Below are 18,408 nucleotides of genomic sequence, written 5' to 3' on the forward strand. Positions count from 1 at the left end.
AATGAAGAGATTGTACGTGATAGTCATTTTGTTGACCGCGATTGTTCTGGGTGCCCGGGCACAGGAACAGGGAATCCGTTTCGAACAAACCAAGGAATGGAAAAAGATTCTGAAGAAAGCAAAGAAAGAGAAGAAGTTGATTTTTATTGATTGTTACACTTCATGGTGCGGACCTTGTAAAATGCTTTCGGCCAATGTTTTCACCCGTGAGGACGTGGGAAATCAATTTAACCGGGATTTCGTGAACGTGAAGTATGACATGGAGAAAGATGCCGACGGTGTGATACTGAAAAACACCTTTGACGTGAAGGCGTTTCCGACTTTGGTTTTCGTGGACCCGAACACGCGACAAGTGGTGCATAAGATGGTTGGCGCCGGTTCTGCCGAGTGGTTGATGGAGGGCGGAAAGATTGCCAATGATCCACGGAATAACTTGAGCGGGTTGACAATGCGTTATGATGCGGGAGAGAGAAGTGTTGATCTGTTGAGTCGTTATCTGAACGCGTTGGCTTCTGCCTATATGCAGGAAAAACAGGGTGCCGTTGCCGCGGAATACTTGAATGCTTTGTCGGACGACGAGATCGTGACCAAGGAAAACTGGGATTTGATCAAGAAGAACGTGAGTGATCCGTTGTCAAAACCTTTGCGGCAGGTGATGGCTAATATCGGTCGTTTCTATGAAGTTGCCGGTAAAGAGGTGGTGGATTATAAATTGGAAATGGCAATAAAAGGAGCCGTGTCGGAGATCGCGTATTGGCGTCCGGGTAACGGGGATTTTGATGAGGCGAGAAATACCGAATTGGTCAAACTTCTCCAGTCATTGGATTATGCTTTCGTGCCGGGTTCTTTGGCAACTTTATTTACTGCCGAATATATAAGAAAGGGTGATTACCGGGGAATGTTGAACAGTATGCGGGAAGCCTTCAAGTACAACGTGTTCCGTGGCGGGGAAGATCAGATGTATTTCCAGAACAATATCGAGGCTTTGACCGGTTGTGACGACAAAGCCCTTGTGCAGGAAGGTATTGATTGGCTTGATGCTCGATGTGCCCGGACGAATGACTATTTCGCCAAGGCTAACTTGATGAACTCCAAAGCCCGCCTGTTGACTAAAAACGGCGATACTTTAGGTGCGGACAAAGCCAAAATGGAAGAAGAAAAATATAACAAAGAAGGGGAGAAAAGAAGCGGGGGAAAAGCTGTAAGGGCTATTCGGATGAACTGATTGACAGGTTTCGAAAGTCCGTTTTATTGTTTGTGTCATGCTGAACGCAAGGTCTTTTGTTGCGTTCAGCATGATGTTTATATCCCGAATAAAATGAATTTAAGATTGTTCCTTAGGATTGTCATGGCACGTTTGAAGTGAGTTTTTACCGTGGTTTCGGCAATATCCATTTGTTCCGCTATTTCTTTGATTTTCTTCTTTTCCACGATGTGCAATAACACGACTTCGCGTTGTTTGTCCGGCAATAATTCCAGTATACGGTTGAGTCGCTCGTGAATATCTTCATCGATTTCCGGGTCTTCAATATTTGAGAATAACATTGCCTCGATGATTTTGTCCTGATGTTTATATTGAATGTCAAGGTTCCTCAAATAATTCATGCATTTGTTTTTCACGATTCCGAGCAGGTAATATGAAACGGACTGCTTTTCATCGTACCTTTCCGGGTACGACCATAGGGATAGAAAAGCATCTTGTACCATGTCTTCTGCTTCTTTCCAGTCATAAAGATAACGCATGGCATAATGTTGCAGAGGACGGAATGAAGTCCGGTACAATTCATGAAAAGCCTTTACATCCCGCTTTTTTATTCGGGAGCCCAGTTCATCCTTTTTCGAGAATTCGTCCATCCGAGATAGAATATTTTTGACAAAGATAAATTTTTTTCCTCAATCATGTCATCCGTTTTTTGATCTCGTGTTAATTATAGACAAAACCGAATGATTGGATTGAAAATTATGGAGAAAAATCATATTAGTTGGGATATCTTGTTGCGAAAAGTTCGCCGGACGTTGTCGCCTGCGGAGGAGGCAATGTTTCAAGAATGGTTGACGAGGGACGAACGGCATAAGGAGTATTACGAGCGTATTCATCGGGTTTGGTCGGCTGACGAAACGACGTGTGAGTTGGATACGGATATATCCGTGATGATCGCGGGATTTGACGAGCATGTACGGAAAGAGCGGGATTCGAGGCGAAAGAAGATCGTCCGGTACGTGTATCGTTTTGCCGCTTGTTTATTCATCTTGTTGGCTGTTGGCGGAGGTATTTTGTTCTTGAATAAAGGAGAGAAGCAGCCGGATCGGTTGGCTAATGTGAATAAAGAATGGGTACCCGGTGGGAATAAGGCGATTATTCTTTTGGCTGACGGGAAAAAGGTGGATGTGGAGATGTTGGCGGATACGATGTTGTATAAGGTGGACGGGATTGAGGTACAGAAAGACGCGGGCGTTATCAAGTATAGTGGTCTTCAAAAATCGGAAGTAACGTACAACACGATTATGATCCCGAAGGGTGGTGAGTATCAGGTAGAATTGAGTGATGGGACAATGGTTTGGTTGAACTCCGATACGGAGTTGAAGATTCCGACCGTGTTCGCGGGAGATGAAAGACGCGTGTATTTATCGGGGGAGGCATATTTTGCCGTTACTAAGGATGATCGTAAGCCTTTTATCGTGGAGACGGATTTGGGTAACGTGAAGGTGTACGGTACGGAGTTTAATGTCAAACGTTACCGGGACGACGGGCAATTGAAAGCGACTTTGGTCGAAGGTGTAATCGGGTTCAGCAGTGATCGAATCGCGGAATTGAAACTTAAACCGGGTTACCGGTTGAGTCTGGCGGAAGGTTCCGAAACGCCGGAAATCAGAGAAGTGAAAGTGTATAACGAGATCGCGTGGCGGGATAAACGTTTCAGTTTTGAAAACGAGACGCTGGAAGAGATTGCACGGGAACTGGAAAGATGGTATAACGTGAAGATTGTTTTCACCGATCCGGCTCTGAAAGAATTGGTCTTTTCGGGGACTCTCAGTCGTTACGGGAAGATTGAAACCATGTTACGACTTTTCGAGGAAGGGGTTGAAGTGAAGTTCACGATTGAAAGTGACACGATAAAAGTGATAAGGAAGTAAAAAAAGTAGAGAATGCATTCTGTAGTCGGCAAACTTTAGATGACATTCTCCACTGATTCATTAATATTAACGAATTAATAAAACAAATGTATGAAAAAAAAGACACCTGACAGGCATATTCAGTCTGTATTTTCACGAAAAATGTTGTTGGTGTTGTACTTGTTGTTTTTCGTTTCGTTGGCTCATGCGGCAACGGAGGATTCGACTCGTGTGGTAATCTTTAGCACTAAAGCTGAAAGCCTGAATAATGTTTTGATCAAATTCAAGGATCAGACCGGGGTTGAGATTCTTTTTAACCGGCAACTCTTGGGCGATCAGAAGTGTAAAGAATTGAATCTGGAGAACGTTCCTGTTGATGTGGCTCTCGGGAAGATTCTGGAAGGAACGGGATTCGAGTTCTCGAAAGTGGATGGCGTGTATGTTGTTAAAAAAAGTACGAAAAGTAGCGTTACTCGCGTGGAGCCGCGTATGATTTCCGGGACGGTGAAGGATGAGCGGGGAGAACCGTTGCCGGGGGTGACGGTTGTTGTAAAGGGGACTACGTTGGGATGTGCCACGGATGTGGACGGGAAGTATAAGCTGCCCGTGTCGTCGGACGGGGATATTGTTTTGGTTTTCTCGTTTGTCGGGATGCAGACGAAAGAAGTTACTTACCGGGGTGAGAAGGAATTGAACGTGACGATGGAACCCGACGTGATGGAGATGGAACAAGTGGTGGTTACGGGTATCTTTACCCGTAAAGCGGAGAGTTTCACGGGTGCTGCCACGACTTTCAAGCAAGCGGATTTAAAGCGCTTGGGGAATCAGAATATCTTGCAAAGTTTAAAGAACATGGACCCTTCGTTCATCGTGACGGAGAGCGTGGATTTCGGTTCCGACCCGAACCGTATGCCGGATATTCAGATTCGGGGGGCTTCCAGTTTACCGAACGTGAAAGGTGATTACAGTTCCAACCCGAATCAGCCTCTTTTCATTTTGGATGGTTTTGAAGCGACCACGGAGAAAGTGTTTGACCTTGACATGAACCGGGTGGCTTCGGTTACGCTTTTGAAAGACGCGGCAGCCAAAGCTATTTACGGTTCGCGTGCCGCTAACGGGGTGGTCGTAATCGAAACGATACAGCCGGAAAAGGGAATGTTGAAAGTGACTTATTCCGGGGACCTGAATATCACGGGACCGGATCTGACGAGTTATGATTTGTGTAACGCGAGGGAGAAATTGCAGGTAGAACTGGATGCCGGACGTTACACGGCTTATTATCCGGAAGATACTCAATTCCGGATGGAGCAATACAATCAGATACAAAAAGATATCGCCCGGGGTGTTAATACCTATTGGTTGGCAAAGCCGTTGCGGACAGGCGTGGGACACAAACATTCCTTGTATCTGGAAGGGGGAGATGATTATCTGCGTTACGGGGTTGACGTGTCTTACAACAAGGTCGCGGGAGTCATGAAAGGTTCCGATAGGGAGAACGTGGCAGGGGCGATCACGTTGTCGTATCGTTACAAAAGTTTGTTATTCCGGAACGTGTTGAGCGTTACTTTCAATAAAGCGAACGATTCGCCTTATGGTAGTTTTTCCGAGTACACGAAATTGAATCCTTACTGGAGCCCTCGTGACGAGAACGGGAATCTGAAGCGGGTGCTGGGACAATTCCAACCGAGAGATTGGCAAACGGCAACGGTGTATTACAATCCCTTGTATAATACTACCCTCGGGACGAAGAATTTCTCGAAGTACACGGAAGTGACCGATAATTTTTACGTCGAGTGGCAGATGTTCTCGGATTTGAAGTTTATCGGTCGTTTCGGTTACACGCAAAAACAGGATAGCCGGGAAGATTTTTACCCGGGTAATCACACGAAGTTTGCCGATTGGACGGGGGATGATTATTTTAAACGGGGGTCTTATTATATCAAAGACGGAACGAACAAGACATTGAAGATTGATGCGACATTTAATTATTCCAAGCAGTGGGACAAACATTTACTGTTTGCCAACCTGAACTGGAATATACAGCAGGATAGTTATGATTACCACGGTATGGAGGCATGGGGATTTTTGAACGATAAAGTAGATCATGTCGCTTTTGCCAAGCAGTATGCGGAGAACGGTACCCCGACGGGAGATGATGCCACAACCCGGGAAATCGGTGTGGTGGGAGCCGTCAATTATTCCTATGATAACCGGTATCTGGCGGATCTTTCCTATCGTCTGAGCGGTTCTTCGGTGTACGGGGCTGACAATCGTTGGGGGAGTTTCTGGTCTGCCGGTATCGGCTGGAATATGCACTACGAGAGTTTTCTAAGCAATCAGGAATGGCTGAATCAACTGAAATTACGGGCTTCAATAGGATATACCGGAAGTCAGAATTTCAACCCTTATCAAGCGATGGCTACATACAAGTATTTCACGAGTGCCGAGTATGATAATATCGTGGGCGCGTATTTGATGGGTATGGCAAACGATAAGTTGAAATGGCAACAGACAAGGGACATCAATATCGGTTTCGATGCCCGTTTATTGGACGGGTTGACGTTACGTTTCGATTATTATATCAGTAACACGGATAATCTGCTGGTGGATTTTGATTTGTCGGGTTCTACGGGATTCAGTACGTTCAAGGAAAATCTGGGAGAGGTGCAGAACAGGGGATTTGATGCCACGTTGAGTTGGAAGTTATACAATAATATAGAGAAGGATTCCTATTTCACGGTTTTCGGTTCGGTTTCTTCCAACAAGAATAAGATCGTGAAAATCTCTGACGCCTTGACGAAATCGAACGAGGCACAGGATGATGACGACGTGAATCCCTCGAAACCGTATACCCGTTTTGAAGAGGGGCAATCCACGAGTGCTATCTGGGCGGTACGCTCGCTAGGGATTGATCCGGCAACTGGTAGCGAGATGTTTTTAGACCGTAATGGGAAGAAGACTTACGTGTGGAATATCAATGATCAAGTGGTGTGTGGCGAGTCCAATCCGAAGATGCAGGGTAATTTCGGGTTTAATGCCGAATACATGGGAATTTCATTGAATTGCTCTTTCAGTTACAAGTTGGGGGGTGATTATTACAACCAGACTCTGGTAGACCGGGTGGAGAACGTGGATATACAGTATAACGTGGACAAGCGGGTATTCACGGGAACATGGAAAGAAGCCGGTGATGTCACTTTCTTCAAAAAGATTTCCGATACGCCGACGACAACCCGTCCGACTGACCGATTCGTGGAGCGTTTGAACGAATTGTCACTTGCCTCGTTGAACGTGTCGTATGATTTCCGGCATTTACATATATCGAAGTTCGTGGAACGTTTGAAAATGTCGTTCTATATGACGGATGTGTTTCGGGTATCTTCGGTAAAGGCCGAAAGAGGATTAGAGTATCCTTTCGCCAGAACTTATTCTTTGGGATTGCAGGCAACTTTTTAACGATAACAGAACAGGATTATGAGAAATAAAATAAATAATTACGGAAAATACCTGTGTTGCGGCTTGGTTTTGCTGATGTTCGCATCATGTAACGATTGGTTGGACGTAGAGCCGAAATCACAGGTGAAGGACAAGGACCTGTATTCTTCCGAGAGCGGGTTCAAGGAAGCGTTGGCGGGTGTCTACAGTATCATGACACAGGAATATCTTTACGGCAAAGAGTTGACTTTCGGGATGTTGGGCGTGTTGGCTCAGGAGTGGGATAATCTGCCGACAGACTATACTGACGATAAGGACTATAAATACGAGAATACGAAACCGGAGGTGCGGATTGATTCCGTGTGGAACGGTTTGTATAACGCGGTTGCCAATGCCAATAAACTGCTGGAAGAGATTGACGGCAAAAAGTCGGTATTTTCGGGTGTGAATTATGACGTGATTAAAGGGGAGGCTTTGGCTTTGCGTGCATTCCTGCATTTTGATTTGTTACGTTTGTTCGGGGCAAGCTACGCGGAGAATCCGGATAAGATGGCAATTCCTTACGTGACGGCTTACACGCCGGAAACCTTCCCGCAGAGAACGGTGAAGGAGGTTGTCGGCAAGGTGCTGGAGGAGCTGGGAGCTTCATTGGAGTACTTGAAAAATGACCCGATATACACGGGAAAGACCGTCACGGAAACCGACGATAACGGGTATTTACTTCATCGACAGGTTCACTTGAACTATTACGCGGTGAAAGGATTGCAGGCACGGGTGTACCTGTACAAGAAAGATTACGCGAATGCTGCAAGTTGTGCCTCGGAGGTCATCGAGTCCGGTAAGTTCGAGTGGGTGAAACAGTCCAATTTGACGGACGAGAAAATGGCGGATCTTTCTTTTTCCACGGAACATTTGTTTGCTTTGAACGTGGTGACGCTGGGAAGTCGTGCCGAGAAGTATTTCTCCGGGAGTAATTCTGTTTTCGCGGTGAGCGAGTCAACATTATTGGGGTATTACGAGTCGGCTCAGGATTATCGTTATTTGTACCAGTTCAAAACCGGCACCGGGTTGAGTAATACGTTGCGCTACCTCAAAAAATACGATCAGTTGGAAGGGAATGGTACTACCGCTTGGCCGGCGTCTTACCGGAACAAGATGCCGTTGCTCCGTTTGTCGGAAATGTACTATATCCTTGCCGAGTGTCGTCATTATACATCCGGGGATGTGTTGGCAGCGTTGAATGAAGTACGGCATCACAGGGGCGTTGCAGACTTGGGAGAGGCTGATGTGACGGATTTTGATGCTGTTCTGTTGTCTGAATTCCGGAAGGAAATAATCGGGGAAGGACAATTATTTTTTCATTACAAGCGGTTGAATTTACCGATGATCAAAGGGACGGATGCGGACGTGATCGGTCAGGGGGTGTACAAACTGCCGATGCCGAAAGCAGAGTTACAGAATCCGGGTTGGGTAAGCAATAAATAAGGAGGTATTATGAAAAGACAAATGATATATTTGGGTGTTATCATCGCTTTGGTGTTGTGTGCCTGCGAGGAAGACGACAAACTGATGTTTGATGAGGAGTCGCGTGCATTGAATCTTTGGTTCGGAACCGAATCTTTGGAAGGAAGAGTGGATAGTACGGAATACAATTACGCGTTCCGCCCGCTGAATACGGAGTTGGACTCGGTAATGTTCTACGTGAAGTTGGCGGGAGTGCCGTTGAAAGAGGATTACACGTTTGAATTGGAAGCCACGGGAGGTGATGCCTCGACAGTGATTGTCGGGGAGCATTACGTGTTGCCGTCTTACGTGTTAAAGGCAGGGACTACCGGGGGAAGTTTCCCGATATATTTGAAGAATACGTCAGATTTTAAGAATAAGATATTCTCTCTTTCTTTCGGCTTGAAGGAAAATGAAAGATTTGAAACAGGAGCGAAGGAATATACTTCTCTAAAATTGAATATCAAGGATAAGGAGGAAAAACCTCAATATTGGGATGACGATCCGGAAACGTACCAGCCGTTAAAGAAGTTTTTTGGCACGTATAGTCATAAGAAGTATCAATTTATGATTAAGGTGACGGGAAAAATAATTCTTCGGGTGATCTATCAAGGTACACCTACCCCACCTTACGAGATATCTTATTTTGAAGCCCAGTATTTACAGGCGAAATGCAGGCTTGCCGTTGAGGAGTACAATAATAACCCGGAGAACCCGGATCGTCCGCTATCGGATGAATACGGACCGATAACTTTCTAAAGTGTAAGGCTATGAATTTTTTGAAATATATTATATCGCTGATTGTTGCCTGTACGGGATTATGGGCGTGTTACGACGACAAGGGTAATTACGATTACCGGGAATTGGACGAGATTGTTATTGATTCGACAGGCGGGTTGATTCAAGCGGACTATTCTATTGCCCGGATGGATGTTCTGGACATTCCTTTGAAGGTGTATTACAAGGGAAAACTGGTGAATGGTTCCGAGGCGCAATACCCGGAGTTGGAATTTAGTTGGGTAGTTTATCAACAGGGCATGGGAACCCCGATCGCGGATCGGGATACAGTCGCCGAACAGATTGAATTGAAGATTCCCGTGGAGTTGGAAGAGCGGAACTGGGAATTGGTGTTCACGGTACTGAACAAACAGACGAATACCCGGGAGTTTATGAAATTCGGGTTGAAAGTGAATGCGGCGTTGAGCGAGGGATGGATGGTGTTGTACGAACGGGATGGTAAAACGGATGTCGGTTTGATCGTGGATAAACTGATAGCCCCGAACGTGACTAGGGAACAAACATGGGTGGATATATATTCGACGTTCAATGATGTCCCTTTGGACGGTAAACCTGTTCGTTTGCTGTATTCCGTTTCCACGAATCCGCAGGCAGTAATAGCGGTGACCGATAAAGATATGGTTGGCGTGGCACCCTCTTCCTTCAGTAAATTATATTCATTCAATGATATGTTCTGGACGACTCCTTCTGTACAGGCTCCTGATTGTTATACCGCTTTTTACAATAAACGGGAATTAGTAATGAATGACGGGAAGATGCACACGGTTAATTTTTCCACGAGCGGGGCGGACCGGACGAATTTGTTTTTCGGGGTACCTTGCACCGGGGAGTATGGAAAACTGGCAAAATGGTGCGCGAATATGAGTTCCGGTTATAGCGGTGTCGTGTATGATCAGGAGAACCGGAAGTTTATGTGTATAAAATCGAATCGGACGGAGGTTGTCGCTTTGCCTATTCAGAGTGCGGGGATTGCGTTCGATTGTAATGATGTGGGATTGGAACTGGTCATGAGTGATTACGGTTGGAGTCATTATGAATACGTGATCATGAAAGACAGGCAAGAACATTACTATTTGCTGGCAGCCGATTTTTGTAGTATAATGACTCAAAATATGATAGGCGTCGGGAAGTATGATATGGCAAATTGTAAAGGACTGTCGGATGGGATTTCTTCTATGACCGCCGGATACAAGGGGGAAATACTCTATTATGCAGCCGGTAGTAAAGTGTACCTGTACGATTATAAGTCTACGAACAGTACCGGTGATGCCGTGTGGGAAGACCCGAACGGGGATGAGGTGACTTGTATCCGGTTGCAGAAATATTATCAGGGTTCGATGATGATGGCAAATACTCCGCCTAATGCTTGTGAAGTGTTGTATATTGCCACGTATAACGAACAGGAAGGAAAAGGAACGGTGTACCAGTTAAGAGTGAATCCTTCCAGCGGTGCGGTGGATTTGAGTACTCAAAAACCGTTTTATGGTTTCGGGAAAGTGAAAGACATGGGATGGAAAATAAAGTAAACTAATTTATAAATTAAAAGGATATGAAGTATTGTTATTTACTTACGATCGTAAGTATCATTGGGATGTTATTGGCTGATGTGAAAGACTCTCGGGCTCAAATGACAGTTGCCCAGCCCGTGCAAACGAAAGCAGAAGTAGAAACGGGTATACGTTTTTTTGAAGGTTCTTGGAATGAGGCATTAGCCGAATCGAAGAAAACCGGTAAGCCGATTTTTATGGATTGCTATACCGTGTGGTGTGTACCGTGCAAAAGGTTGGCACAAGAAGTATTTACCAAGCCGGAAGTTGGGGAATATTTTAATTCCCGTTTTATCAACGTGAAGATGGACATGGGAACCGCTCAGGGGAAAGAATTGAACAAACGATACAAGGTGACAGGGTACCCGACTTTACTTTTTTTGGATGAAGACGGCAATATGTCACATCGTATCGTGGGGGCTCCGGACGGGAAGATTCTGTTAAGGGAAGCAGTCCGGGCGATTGAAGGAAACGGATATACTTCAATGAATAAGATGTATGCGGAAGGAAATCGTCAGCCCGGTTTTATACAGAAGTACATGGAAGTGCTGGATGTTGCCGGGGAGGGAAAGAAATCGGCAGATATCTGTTTGGACTATTTTGACACGTTGGATAAAACCAAGTTAAAAGAACGGGAGTATTGGGATTTGTTTATAAAATACGTGAAGGATGTCGATTCTGATGAGGCTAAATACGTGTACAAGAATCGGAAAGAGTTTATTAATTTGTACGGGGAGAAAGAGGTAGGAAAGAAATTATTCCAATTGTACAATGGTGGTGCTTACCGATACTGGAAGGTAGAAGACGGGATCGGAGTATTCGATGAAAAAGGATTCGAGAAGTATGTCCGAGATTTGATGAAAAAGGATATAGATAGGAAAGGACAGATTATCAGTGATGCCCGTATGAATTATGCCATGAAAGCGGGAGATTGGGAAGAGTACGTGCAGTTGGGAAATGAACGTTTGCAAGCGGGTGAAGATAATACTTTTGTCGTGTATAATTGGGGGTTACGAGTGAATGTCGGATGCAAGGATATGACCGTGCGTGAAGAGGTGGCAAAGTGGATGGAACAGTTTGCTATGGCTTGTGACCGGAAGCCGGATGCAAAGGAATCGGCGTCATTAAAGAATTCTTTTTTAGCTGTTGCCGATAAGCTAAGACACCCGGAGAAGAATGACAAGAATTACCGTCCCACGATCGTGATAACCGGAAAGATTGCGGCTTTGAGTGATAAAGGAAATATCATCAGAGTCCTCAAGAAGGAAGGGTTTTCCAAGCAAGCGATAGATTCTTGTGAGGCAAAATCGGATGGGACTTATGAATTGAAAATGAGGGTGGAACAACCCGGTGTGTATATTTTGGAGTGTCAGGGCGGACAGCGAGTTGAATTTTGGGCAGGTGATGAAGACGTGCAGGTTGATTTCCCCGGTTTCGGGAATGCCAAAATTAAAGTTATTCGTCCGGTGTATATTCGTGTTGCCGGAGGAAAAAACAATGAAGTGTTGGATAAATTGAATTGGGAGGCTTTCCGGAATATACAGTTAGCGGGAGCTTTTGCCCGTCCGGTATATAGTCAGGCGGGAGTTGCAGATTCTGTAAAACAACAGTTGATGACACGGTTGGGAGAAGTAGTTAGTCATGATATGTCCGGACGTTTGCTGCATTGGGCAGAGGAATATGCAGACCGGGAAGCCGTGGTAACAGTCCTTGCCAAATTGCGAGGAGAAGAGTATACCGAAACAGTTCAGAAAGTCTTGACAATACTGGAGGCAAAATATCCGACTAGCGTGGCAGTGAAAGATTTTAAAGCGGCTCGTGCACAACAGGAGCTTATAAAACAAGGTGGAATGGCACCTGAATTTTCTTGTCCGACTCCCGACGGGAAAAAGAATTTAGGTCCGCAAGATTTTAAAGGGAAATATCTCGTCATGGATTTTTGGGCTTCATGGTGTGGTCCTTGCCGGGGTGAGATTCCTCACTTGAAAGAGGCTTATGCGAAGTACGCGGACAAAGGAGTGGCTTTTTTCAGCGTGTCTATCGACAAGAGCGATGCCGCTTGGAAAAAAGCCTTGGTAGAGGAAAATATGCCTTGGGAACAAGTATGCGCTCCACAAGCCGGGAAAGACGTGATGAAACAGTATCAATTCTCGGGAATACCTTATATTTTGGTGTTGGATAAAGAGGGACGTATCGTGGGAACCAATTTGCGAGGAAAAGCCTTGATGGATAAATTGGAAGAATTGGTAAACGAAAGTAAACCCAAAACATCCATGATGATGAGATAAAATTTTAGAGTCGGGGGATTTGCATAACGAGAGATATTATTGCTTCTCATCTATCGCACGGCTTCATTGCAAATTCCCCGCTCTTGTTCTAGGCGTGTTTAGGTAGTTTTATGCTTTGCTACTTTCGTAATAAATAACACGAATAACCCGAGTCCGACCACGATTCCTACCGGGTAGCTGATGGCGGGAGCAATAAATAATCCGCCGACCTTGTAGGGGGCAATCATAAAATAGGTAGCGCACACGACACTCAGGAATGTTGCCGGAAGCGACATCATCCAATGCGGTTTGCCTTTCTTTGCCAGATAAGTGGCGGCTGTCCATAGGGTGATGGTTGCCAATACTTGATTACCTATTCCCACGTATTTCCAGATAGTGGAGAAATCCACGTTGCAGAGCAGGTAGGCGACCGCGAAAATTGGAATGGATACCATCAAGCGGTTCTTAATCGGTTTCTGGTTAAATTTCAAGGCGTCGGCGATAATCAATCGCATACTTCGGAATGCCGTGTCGCCGGAAGTGATGGGACAAACGACCACGCCGATGATGGCAATAATTGCTCCGAAGCGTCCCAGCCAAGAGTTACATATCTGGTTCACGATAATTGCCGGGGTTGCACCTCCTTCTGCTGCCGTATTCAGCCCTTCCGCTCCACCGAAGAATGCCATGGCTGCCGTGGCCCAGATCATGGCAACGATACCCTCGCAAATCATTGCCCCGTAGAAAATCGGACGCCCGTACTTCTCGTCTGTCATGCAGCGTGCCATCATGGGCGACTGCGTGGCATGGAAACCGGAAATGGCTCCACAGGAAATCACGATGAATAACATCGGGAAAAGAATATTGTGTTGCGGATCGGCATGCATATTGCGCATGGAATCGAAAGTCAGGTTCTCCAAAACAAGTTCTCCGCTAAATCCGCCGTAAAGCAAATAGGCTCCCACGCTGACAGCCATAAATATCAGGGCGGCACCCATGAACGGATAGATTTTACCGATTATCTTATTGATTGGTAATAAGGTCGCTATAATATAATAAGCAAATATGATGTATAACCAAGGCGTCATGCTCATCTTGGTCAGGCTGCCTAATAGTTCTGCCGGACCGTTCACGAAAGAAACCCCGACGGCTAGCAACAGAAAGCCCGTGAAGAACGTCATGAACTTGCGCACCCCGTTACCGAGGTATTTGCCCACGATGTCGGGCAGACTGGTCCCGTCGTGACGGGTAGATAGCATTCCGGAAAAATAGTCATGAGTGGCGCCCATGAATATACAACCGACAACGATCCACACGTAAGCCATGGGACCGTAGGCGGCACCGAGAATTGCCCCGAAGATGGGACCCAATCCGGCAATATTTAAAAACTGAATCACGAAAATACGCCAAGGCTTCAGTTCATGGTAATCCACTCCGTCTGCAAGACGTTTTACTGGGGTAGCGATAGTGGATGATGCCCCGAAAAATCGTTCAACAAATTTCCCGTAGGTGAAATAAGCGACGATTAGTAATCCGATTGAAATAATAAATGTTAGCATTTGCTTGAAATTTTTGCACGAACACAAAGTTATAAAAATGAGTTTGAAAAGTAAGTCTTTAAAGACGAAAAAAATGCACGCACGGGTAAAAAAGAAATGGCGACCAGTCTGGCATTGAAGGTAGTTGAGGTGCGCTAGATCTGATCGCCTGGCCTGGGACACGATATTGATATAATCCGTTCTACGGATTATTTCTGGATGTGGAATTGGATGTGGCCATTAGTGATGTGACATGACAAATGTATAGAGTGATTTTCTAATTACAGTAGGAATCAATGAGGATTTTCACCTCTGTCAGTTCTAAATATAAAGGAAAATCAGGCGTGTGTTTTTATTTTTGAAAATAAAGCCTTGGTCTAATGTTGGAATCCTCATTTTTTGAAATGGATGTCATTTGGAATGATACTTACCGGAAATCGGGATTATTTTCGATAATTTGATTTTATAGGAAAAAATGGAAATGATATTATAAAATCTTGTTTGGTTTATTTTGAAAATATCGTATCTTGGTCGAGTCATCCGAAGGAGGCGTATGTTATCGGCAAAAGAATATTTAAAAATACGGAAAGGAAAAATGAAACAAGAAGTTTTGCATGATAACTTATTGAATGCCATACGAACGAAAGTGCCTCACGAGGAAAATTTGGCGAGTGTTCTGGGAAATATATTATGTATTGGGAAGGAGGCGATATATCGTCGGTTACGGGGGGATGTTCCTTTCACGTTATTGGAAACGGCGCTAATCTCGAAAGAAATGAATATTTCGGTGGATAGTCTTTTGGAATCCGTGTCCCCGAAAAGCAGGCCTTTCCAGTTGAAGTTGACAGAGTTTTTTAACCCGTTGGAAACGGATTTCCTGATGATGGAGAATTACGTGGATGTATTCCGGACTCTTGACGAGAAAACCTATTCCGAGAGTGCATCTTCCACGAACATACTGCCGCAACCCCTTTATCAGGATTACAAATTTCTTTCAAGGTTCTACCTGTTCAAGTGGAAAGCCCAAAGGGACGGGTTGGATTCCGTGAAGACATTACATGAAATCGTACCGGAGGAACGGTTAGTTCGTATACAGAAGGATTTGGTCGTGGAGGCTCGTCGGGTAAAAGACACGAGTTATATATTCGATAACATGATATTCCTTTACCTGATCAATGATATCAAATATTTTGCCAGCGTGAACCTGATATCCAATGCCGACGTGCAGGAATTGAAAGAAGAATTGTTCCATTTTTTGAATTGTTTGGAACGCTTGGCGGCAAAAGGGAGATTCGATAACGGGAACAGGATACATTTTTATATATCCAATATTAATTTCGACACGACGTACTCCTATGTTCACACGCAGAAATATAACCTTAGTCTGATAAAGGCATTCACGTTGAACGGGATAGCGTCTTTGGACGATAAGACCTTCGAGAGCGTGAAAAGCTGGATTCTTTCCTTGAAAAGATTCTCGACATTGATATCCGAGAGCGGCGATTTACAGCGGATACATTTCTTTAAAAGTCAAAGAGAATTAGTCGCCACGTTGTGATTCGTGTCCCGTTGTCGTGAATCCGGCAATTACAATAAGGTCTATAAAACCATAAAGAGGGGGGATTTTAATTCCCCCTCTTTATGGTTTTATTAATTATAAATCGCTTCGAACAGAAATTTGAACGAGGGACTTGTAACTATGTGTTTATCGGCATTTCCGGCGTAAACTTCTCCGTTTGCCAAGTTCAGTTTCTTTACCGGTGCTCCTTCCGTGAAATCCAGACCTTTCAAGTCAAGCCAGAATACATTCGGGGTTATTGTAGATTCAAAGAAGTAAACCTTATTCTTTTGGTCTGAAACAGTTCTCCAACGCGTGGAGGAAATATTCGGTTGATCGGGAGTTGAAATCCCGAGAGGAACCGATACATTTCGGATAACACTGAATACTCCAGCCACGGCTTCCTGTTGTTTGTCTGTTTGCGGGATAGCATTGATGTAAAAGGAAGCCCTGACAAAACGGTCGGCTGCACGGTTCGTGCCCGGTAGCATCACCAGACCGCCGATTTGCTTCCAGTAATTGTTCAACGTGATTTGCTGTTCGTAGGAAGGAGAGTTTGTCATCACTTGGTATTCTTTCCCCTCGTGTATGACCAATTTGCCTTTGATGTATTCAAAAATGGCACTGTTACCCGAGGCATCCGAGATAGCAAGATGTAATGTTGATTTGGCTCCGTTCGGCATATCCGGTGCGTCAATGCGGAAAGTTTCCTTGCGCAATTCGTTTACCGCCTCGTCTACCGTGGCGAAATTGTCCAACACGTATTGTGTCCATATACTGATTCCCATTACCGGACGAGTGTCATTCGGACGGTAGTAATCGGATTCAGCCAGATACAGGAGGTTGGCAACCAATCCTTTCTCGTTCATCCCGTCGGAAGTACCGATATCATATCCGGCGGTGATGACACTACCGTATTTTGATTTCCAATGCATCGTGTTCCCTTTGTCGGCTCCCGCTCTCTCAATCCCTCTGGGAAACACGTAAATATTTGACTTTAAATCTTCTTTCCAGTCCATCGTCCTGCCTGTTACGACCATGCCGTTTTGTCCGATATATACCACTCGGGTACATGCATCGGTATACGATACCAGCGTTCCTGCCAGTAATAATGTTGCGATAAATAATGTTTTCCTCTTCATACTTTAATGTTTTATGTGTTAAACGGAAATTACGTTTGACAAGTTTCTTGAAATTATATGAAAATCAAATATTATTCGCTGATAGAGTGAATCTTTATTTGGTAGAAATTCGATATATTTGTCATGTTAGAATCTAAACATCAAATATTATGAAGAATAAAATTTGTCAGAGTTGCGGTATGCCCATGATGGCAGAGGAGCAATTCGGTACTAATGATGACGGTAGTATGAATACCGAGTATTGTACATATTGTTATCAAGACGGGGCTTTCACCGGCAACTATACCATGAATGAGATGATAGACCATAATCTTGAATTTTTAGATGAATTCAATAAAGATGTGGAGCGTCCGTTCACGAGAGAAGAGGCCAGAGCCGAGATGAGGAAATTTTTCCCCACGTTGAAACGATGGAAAAACTGAATGGTACTTTAATTGACGGTTCAATGATTTTCCCGAATCATTGAACCGCCTCAAGGAATCAAAAGGATTTTTATTTCTGAAACAATCTGATAGCCTCGGTCTTGTCTTTTTCCAATTGTTCCCGAAGCTCCTTTATATCTTCGAATTTTCGTTCTCCCCGAAGGCGGGTAATCAGTTTTATCGTGATAGTCCGGTTGTAGATATTTTGGTTGAAGTCGAAAATATGAACCTCGTGGGAAACGATGCCTTCTTTACTCACCGTCGGGCGTATTCCGATATTTAACATCCCATGGAAAACCTGTTCCCCGATGAAAACTTCTACGGCATAAACGCCTATCGCGGGGAGTAATTTTCTTTCTTCCGGGATTTGCACGTTTGCCGTTGGGAAACCAATTTCCCGACCTAATTTGCGTCCGTCCACGACTTTCCCGGTAATGGAGTAGGGGTAACCGAGAAAACGGTTTACCGTGTTGATATCGCCAACTGCCAAAGCGTTTCGTATTTTCGTGGAACTAACATTCACGTCATTCTCCTCGAATACAACTTCCCGTTCCAGAAAGAAACCGTATTTCAAGGATAATTCCTGCAGGCTTTCGAAATTCCCCGCCCGATTCTTCCCGAACCGGTGGTCGTATCCCACGACAAGACCTTTGATATGAATCTTGTCCACCAGAATATTTTTCACGAAATCTTGATAAGGTTGTTGGGAAAATTCGAGTGTGAATTTCAAGATAATCAAATGGTCTACCCCGTATTGCTCCAGTATGGCAATTTTCTCCTCGAGAGTTGTCAGTATACCCGGTTTCTTTTCCAGAGGATACAACACTTCCCGTGGGTGAGGTTCAAAACTGATAATAACGGACTCTCCGCCGATACGGTCAGCTTTCTCTTTCAAGTGTTGAATCACGCGGGCGTGTCCTAAATGCACTCCGTCAAAACTACCGATAGTGACAACCGGGTTCTTGATATTAATACCTTCGACTCCGTGGTGAACTTTCATTTCAAATGAGTTGAACAATTTGACGCGAAAGTAATATAAATAACCGAATAATGGAGTCTATAAAATTCATAAGGTTTATAAACT

General features: G+C 44.6%; 13 protein-coding genes. 9 read left to right on the top strand and 4 right to left on the bottom strand.

Features of this window, described 5'->3' with window-relative positions:
* The first annotated feature begins 1 nt into the window (after nucleotide 1).
* A complete protein-coding gene (locus ACK8P8_RS14595) occupies nucleotides 2-1,225 on the top strand; it encodes a thioredoxin domain-containing protein (RefSeq protein WP_099291559.1) in 1,224 nt (407 codons plus the stop codon).
* Nucleotides 1,226-1,302: 77 nt separating this feature from the next.
* Here ACK8P8_RS14595 and ACK8P8_RS14600 read toward each other — a convergent pair whose 3' ends face one another.
* Entirely contained in the window at nucleotides 1,303-1,854 is a 552-nt protein-coding gene (locus tag ACK8P8_RS14600; protein WP_099291560.1) for an RNA polymerase sigma factor, read from the bottom strand.
* Between the two features lie 108 nt (nucleotides 1,855-1,962).
* Here ACK8P8_RS14600 and ACK8P8_RS14605 point away from each other — a divergent pair, with 108 nt between their 5' ends.
* From ACK8P8_RS14605 to ACK8P8_RS14630, 6 genes are all read left to right on the top strand, one after another.
* The gene (locus ACK8P8_RS14605) at nucleotides 1,963-3,135 is read left to right on the top strand and encodes a FecR family protein (RefSeq protein WP_369860326.1); all 1,173 of its coding nucleotides are present in this window, start codon (nucleotides 1,963-1,965) and stop codon (nucleotides 3,133-3,135) included.
* Nucleotides 3,136-3,225: 90 nt separating this feature from the next.
* Nucleotides 3,226-6,570, top strand: a complete 3,345-nt coding sequence (locus tag ACK8P8_RS14610; protein ID WP_369860325.1) for a SusC/RagA family TonB-linked outer membrane protein — start codon at nucleotides 3,226-3,228, stop codon at nucleotides 6,568-6,570.
* Between the two features lie 18 nt (nucleotides 6,571-6,588).
* Nucleotides 6,589-8,034 carry a RagB/SusD family nutrient uptake outer membrane protein gene (locus ACK8P8_RS14615; protein ID WP_369860324.1) on the top strand — a complete coding sequence of 482 codons (1,446 nt, stop codon included), beginning with the start codon at nucleotides 6,589-6,591 and terminating at the stop codon, nucleotides 8,032-8,034.
* Nucleotides 8,035-8,043: 9 nt separating this feature from the next.
* On the top strand, nucleotides 8,044-8,811 hold the full coding sequence (locus ACK8P8_RS14620; RefSeq protein ID WP_292265370.1) for a DUF4843 domain-containing protein: 768 nt from the start codon (nucleotides 8,044-8,046) through the stop codon (nucleotides 8,809-8,811).
* Nucleotides 8,812-8,822: 11 nt separating this feature from the next.
* Nucleotides 8,823-10,376, top strand: coding sequence for a PKD-like family lipoprotein (locus ACK8P8_RS14625; protein WP_186976021.1), 1,554 nt, complete (start codon nucleotides 8,823-8,825; stop codon nucleotides 10,374-10,376).
* Nucleotides 10,377-10,399: 23 nt separating this feature from the next.
* The gene (locus ACK8P8_RS14630; protein ID WP_292265373.1) at nucleotides 10,400-12,685 is read left to right on the top strand and encodes a TlpA family protein disulfide reductase; all 2,286 of its coding nucleotides are present in this window, start codon (nucleotides 10,400-10,402) and stop codon (nucleotides 12,683-12,685) included.
* Nucleotides 12,686-12,783: 98 nt separating this feature from the next.
* On the opposite strand, the gene ACK8P8_RS14635 is transcribed toward ACK8P8_RS14630, so the two are convergent.
* On the bottom strand, nucleotides 12,784-14,223 hold the full coding sequence (locus tag ACK8P8_RS14635; protein WP_099291566.1) for a carbon starvation CstA family protein: 1,440 nt from the start codon (nucleotides 14,221-14,223) through the stop codon (nucleotides 12,784-12,786).
* A gap of 574 nt (nucleotides 14,224-14,797) precedes the next feature.
* Between ACK8P8_RS14635 and ACK8P8_RS14640 the strand changes: the two genes are divergently transcribed.
* The gene (locus ACK8P8_RS14640; RefSeq protein WP_186976018.1) at nucleotides 14,798-15,760 is read left to right on the top strand and encodes a helix-turn-helix domain-containing protein; all 963 of its coding nucleotides are present in this window, start codon (nucleotides 14,798-14,800) and stop codon (nucleotides 15,758-15,760) included.
* Nucleotides 15,761-15,852: 92 nt separating this feature from the next.
* On the opposite strand, the gene ACK8P8_RS14645 is transcribed toward ACK8P8_RS14640, so the two are convergent.
* Nucleotides 15,853-16,902, bottom strand: a complete 1,050-nt coding sequence (locus tag ACK8P8_RS14645) for a linear amide C-N hydrolase (protein WP_369860323.1) — start codon at nucleotides 16,900-16,902, stop codon at nucleotides 15,853-15,855.
* Between the two features lie 149 nt (nucleotides 16,903-17,051).
* Between ACK8P8_RS14645 and ACK8P8_RS14650 the strand changes: the two genes are divergently transcribed.
* The gene (locus ACK8P8_RS14650; protein ID WP_186976017.1) at nucleotides 17,052-17,324 is read left to right on the top strand and encodes a zinc ribbon domain-containing protein; all 273 of its coding nucleotides are present in this window, start codon (nucleotides 17,052-17,054) and stop codon (nucleotides 17,322-17,324) included.
* Nucleotides 17,325-17,394: 70 nt separating this feature from the next.
* On the opposite strand, the gene ACK8P8_RS14655 is transcribed toward ACK8P8_RS14650, so the two are convergent.
* Nucleotides 17,395-18,324, bottom strand: a complete 930-nt coding sequence (locus ACK8P8_RS14655) for a bifunctional riboflavin kinase/FAD synthetase (RefSeq protein ID WP_186976016.1) — start codon at nucleotides 18,322-18,324, stop codon at nucleotides 17,395-17,397.
* Between the last annotated feature and the right edge of the window lie 84 nt (nucleotides 18,325-18,408).

The sequence above is a fragment of the Butyricimonas muris genome (genome assembly GCF_046365375.1).
GTDB lineage: Bacteria > Bacteroidota > Bacteroidia > Bacteroidales > Marinifilaceae > Butyricimonas > Butyricimonas muris.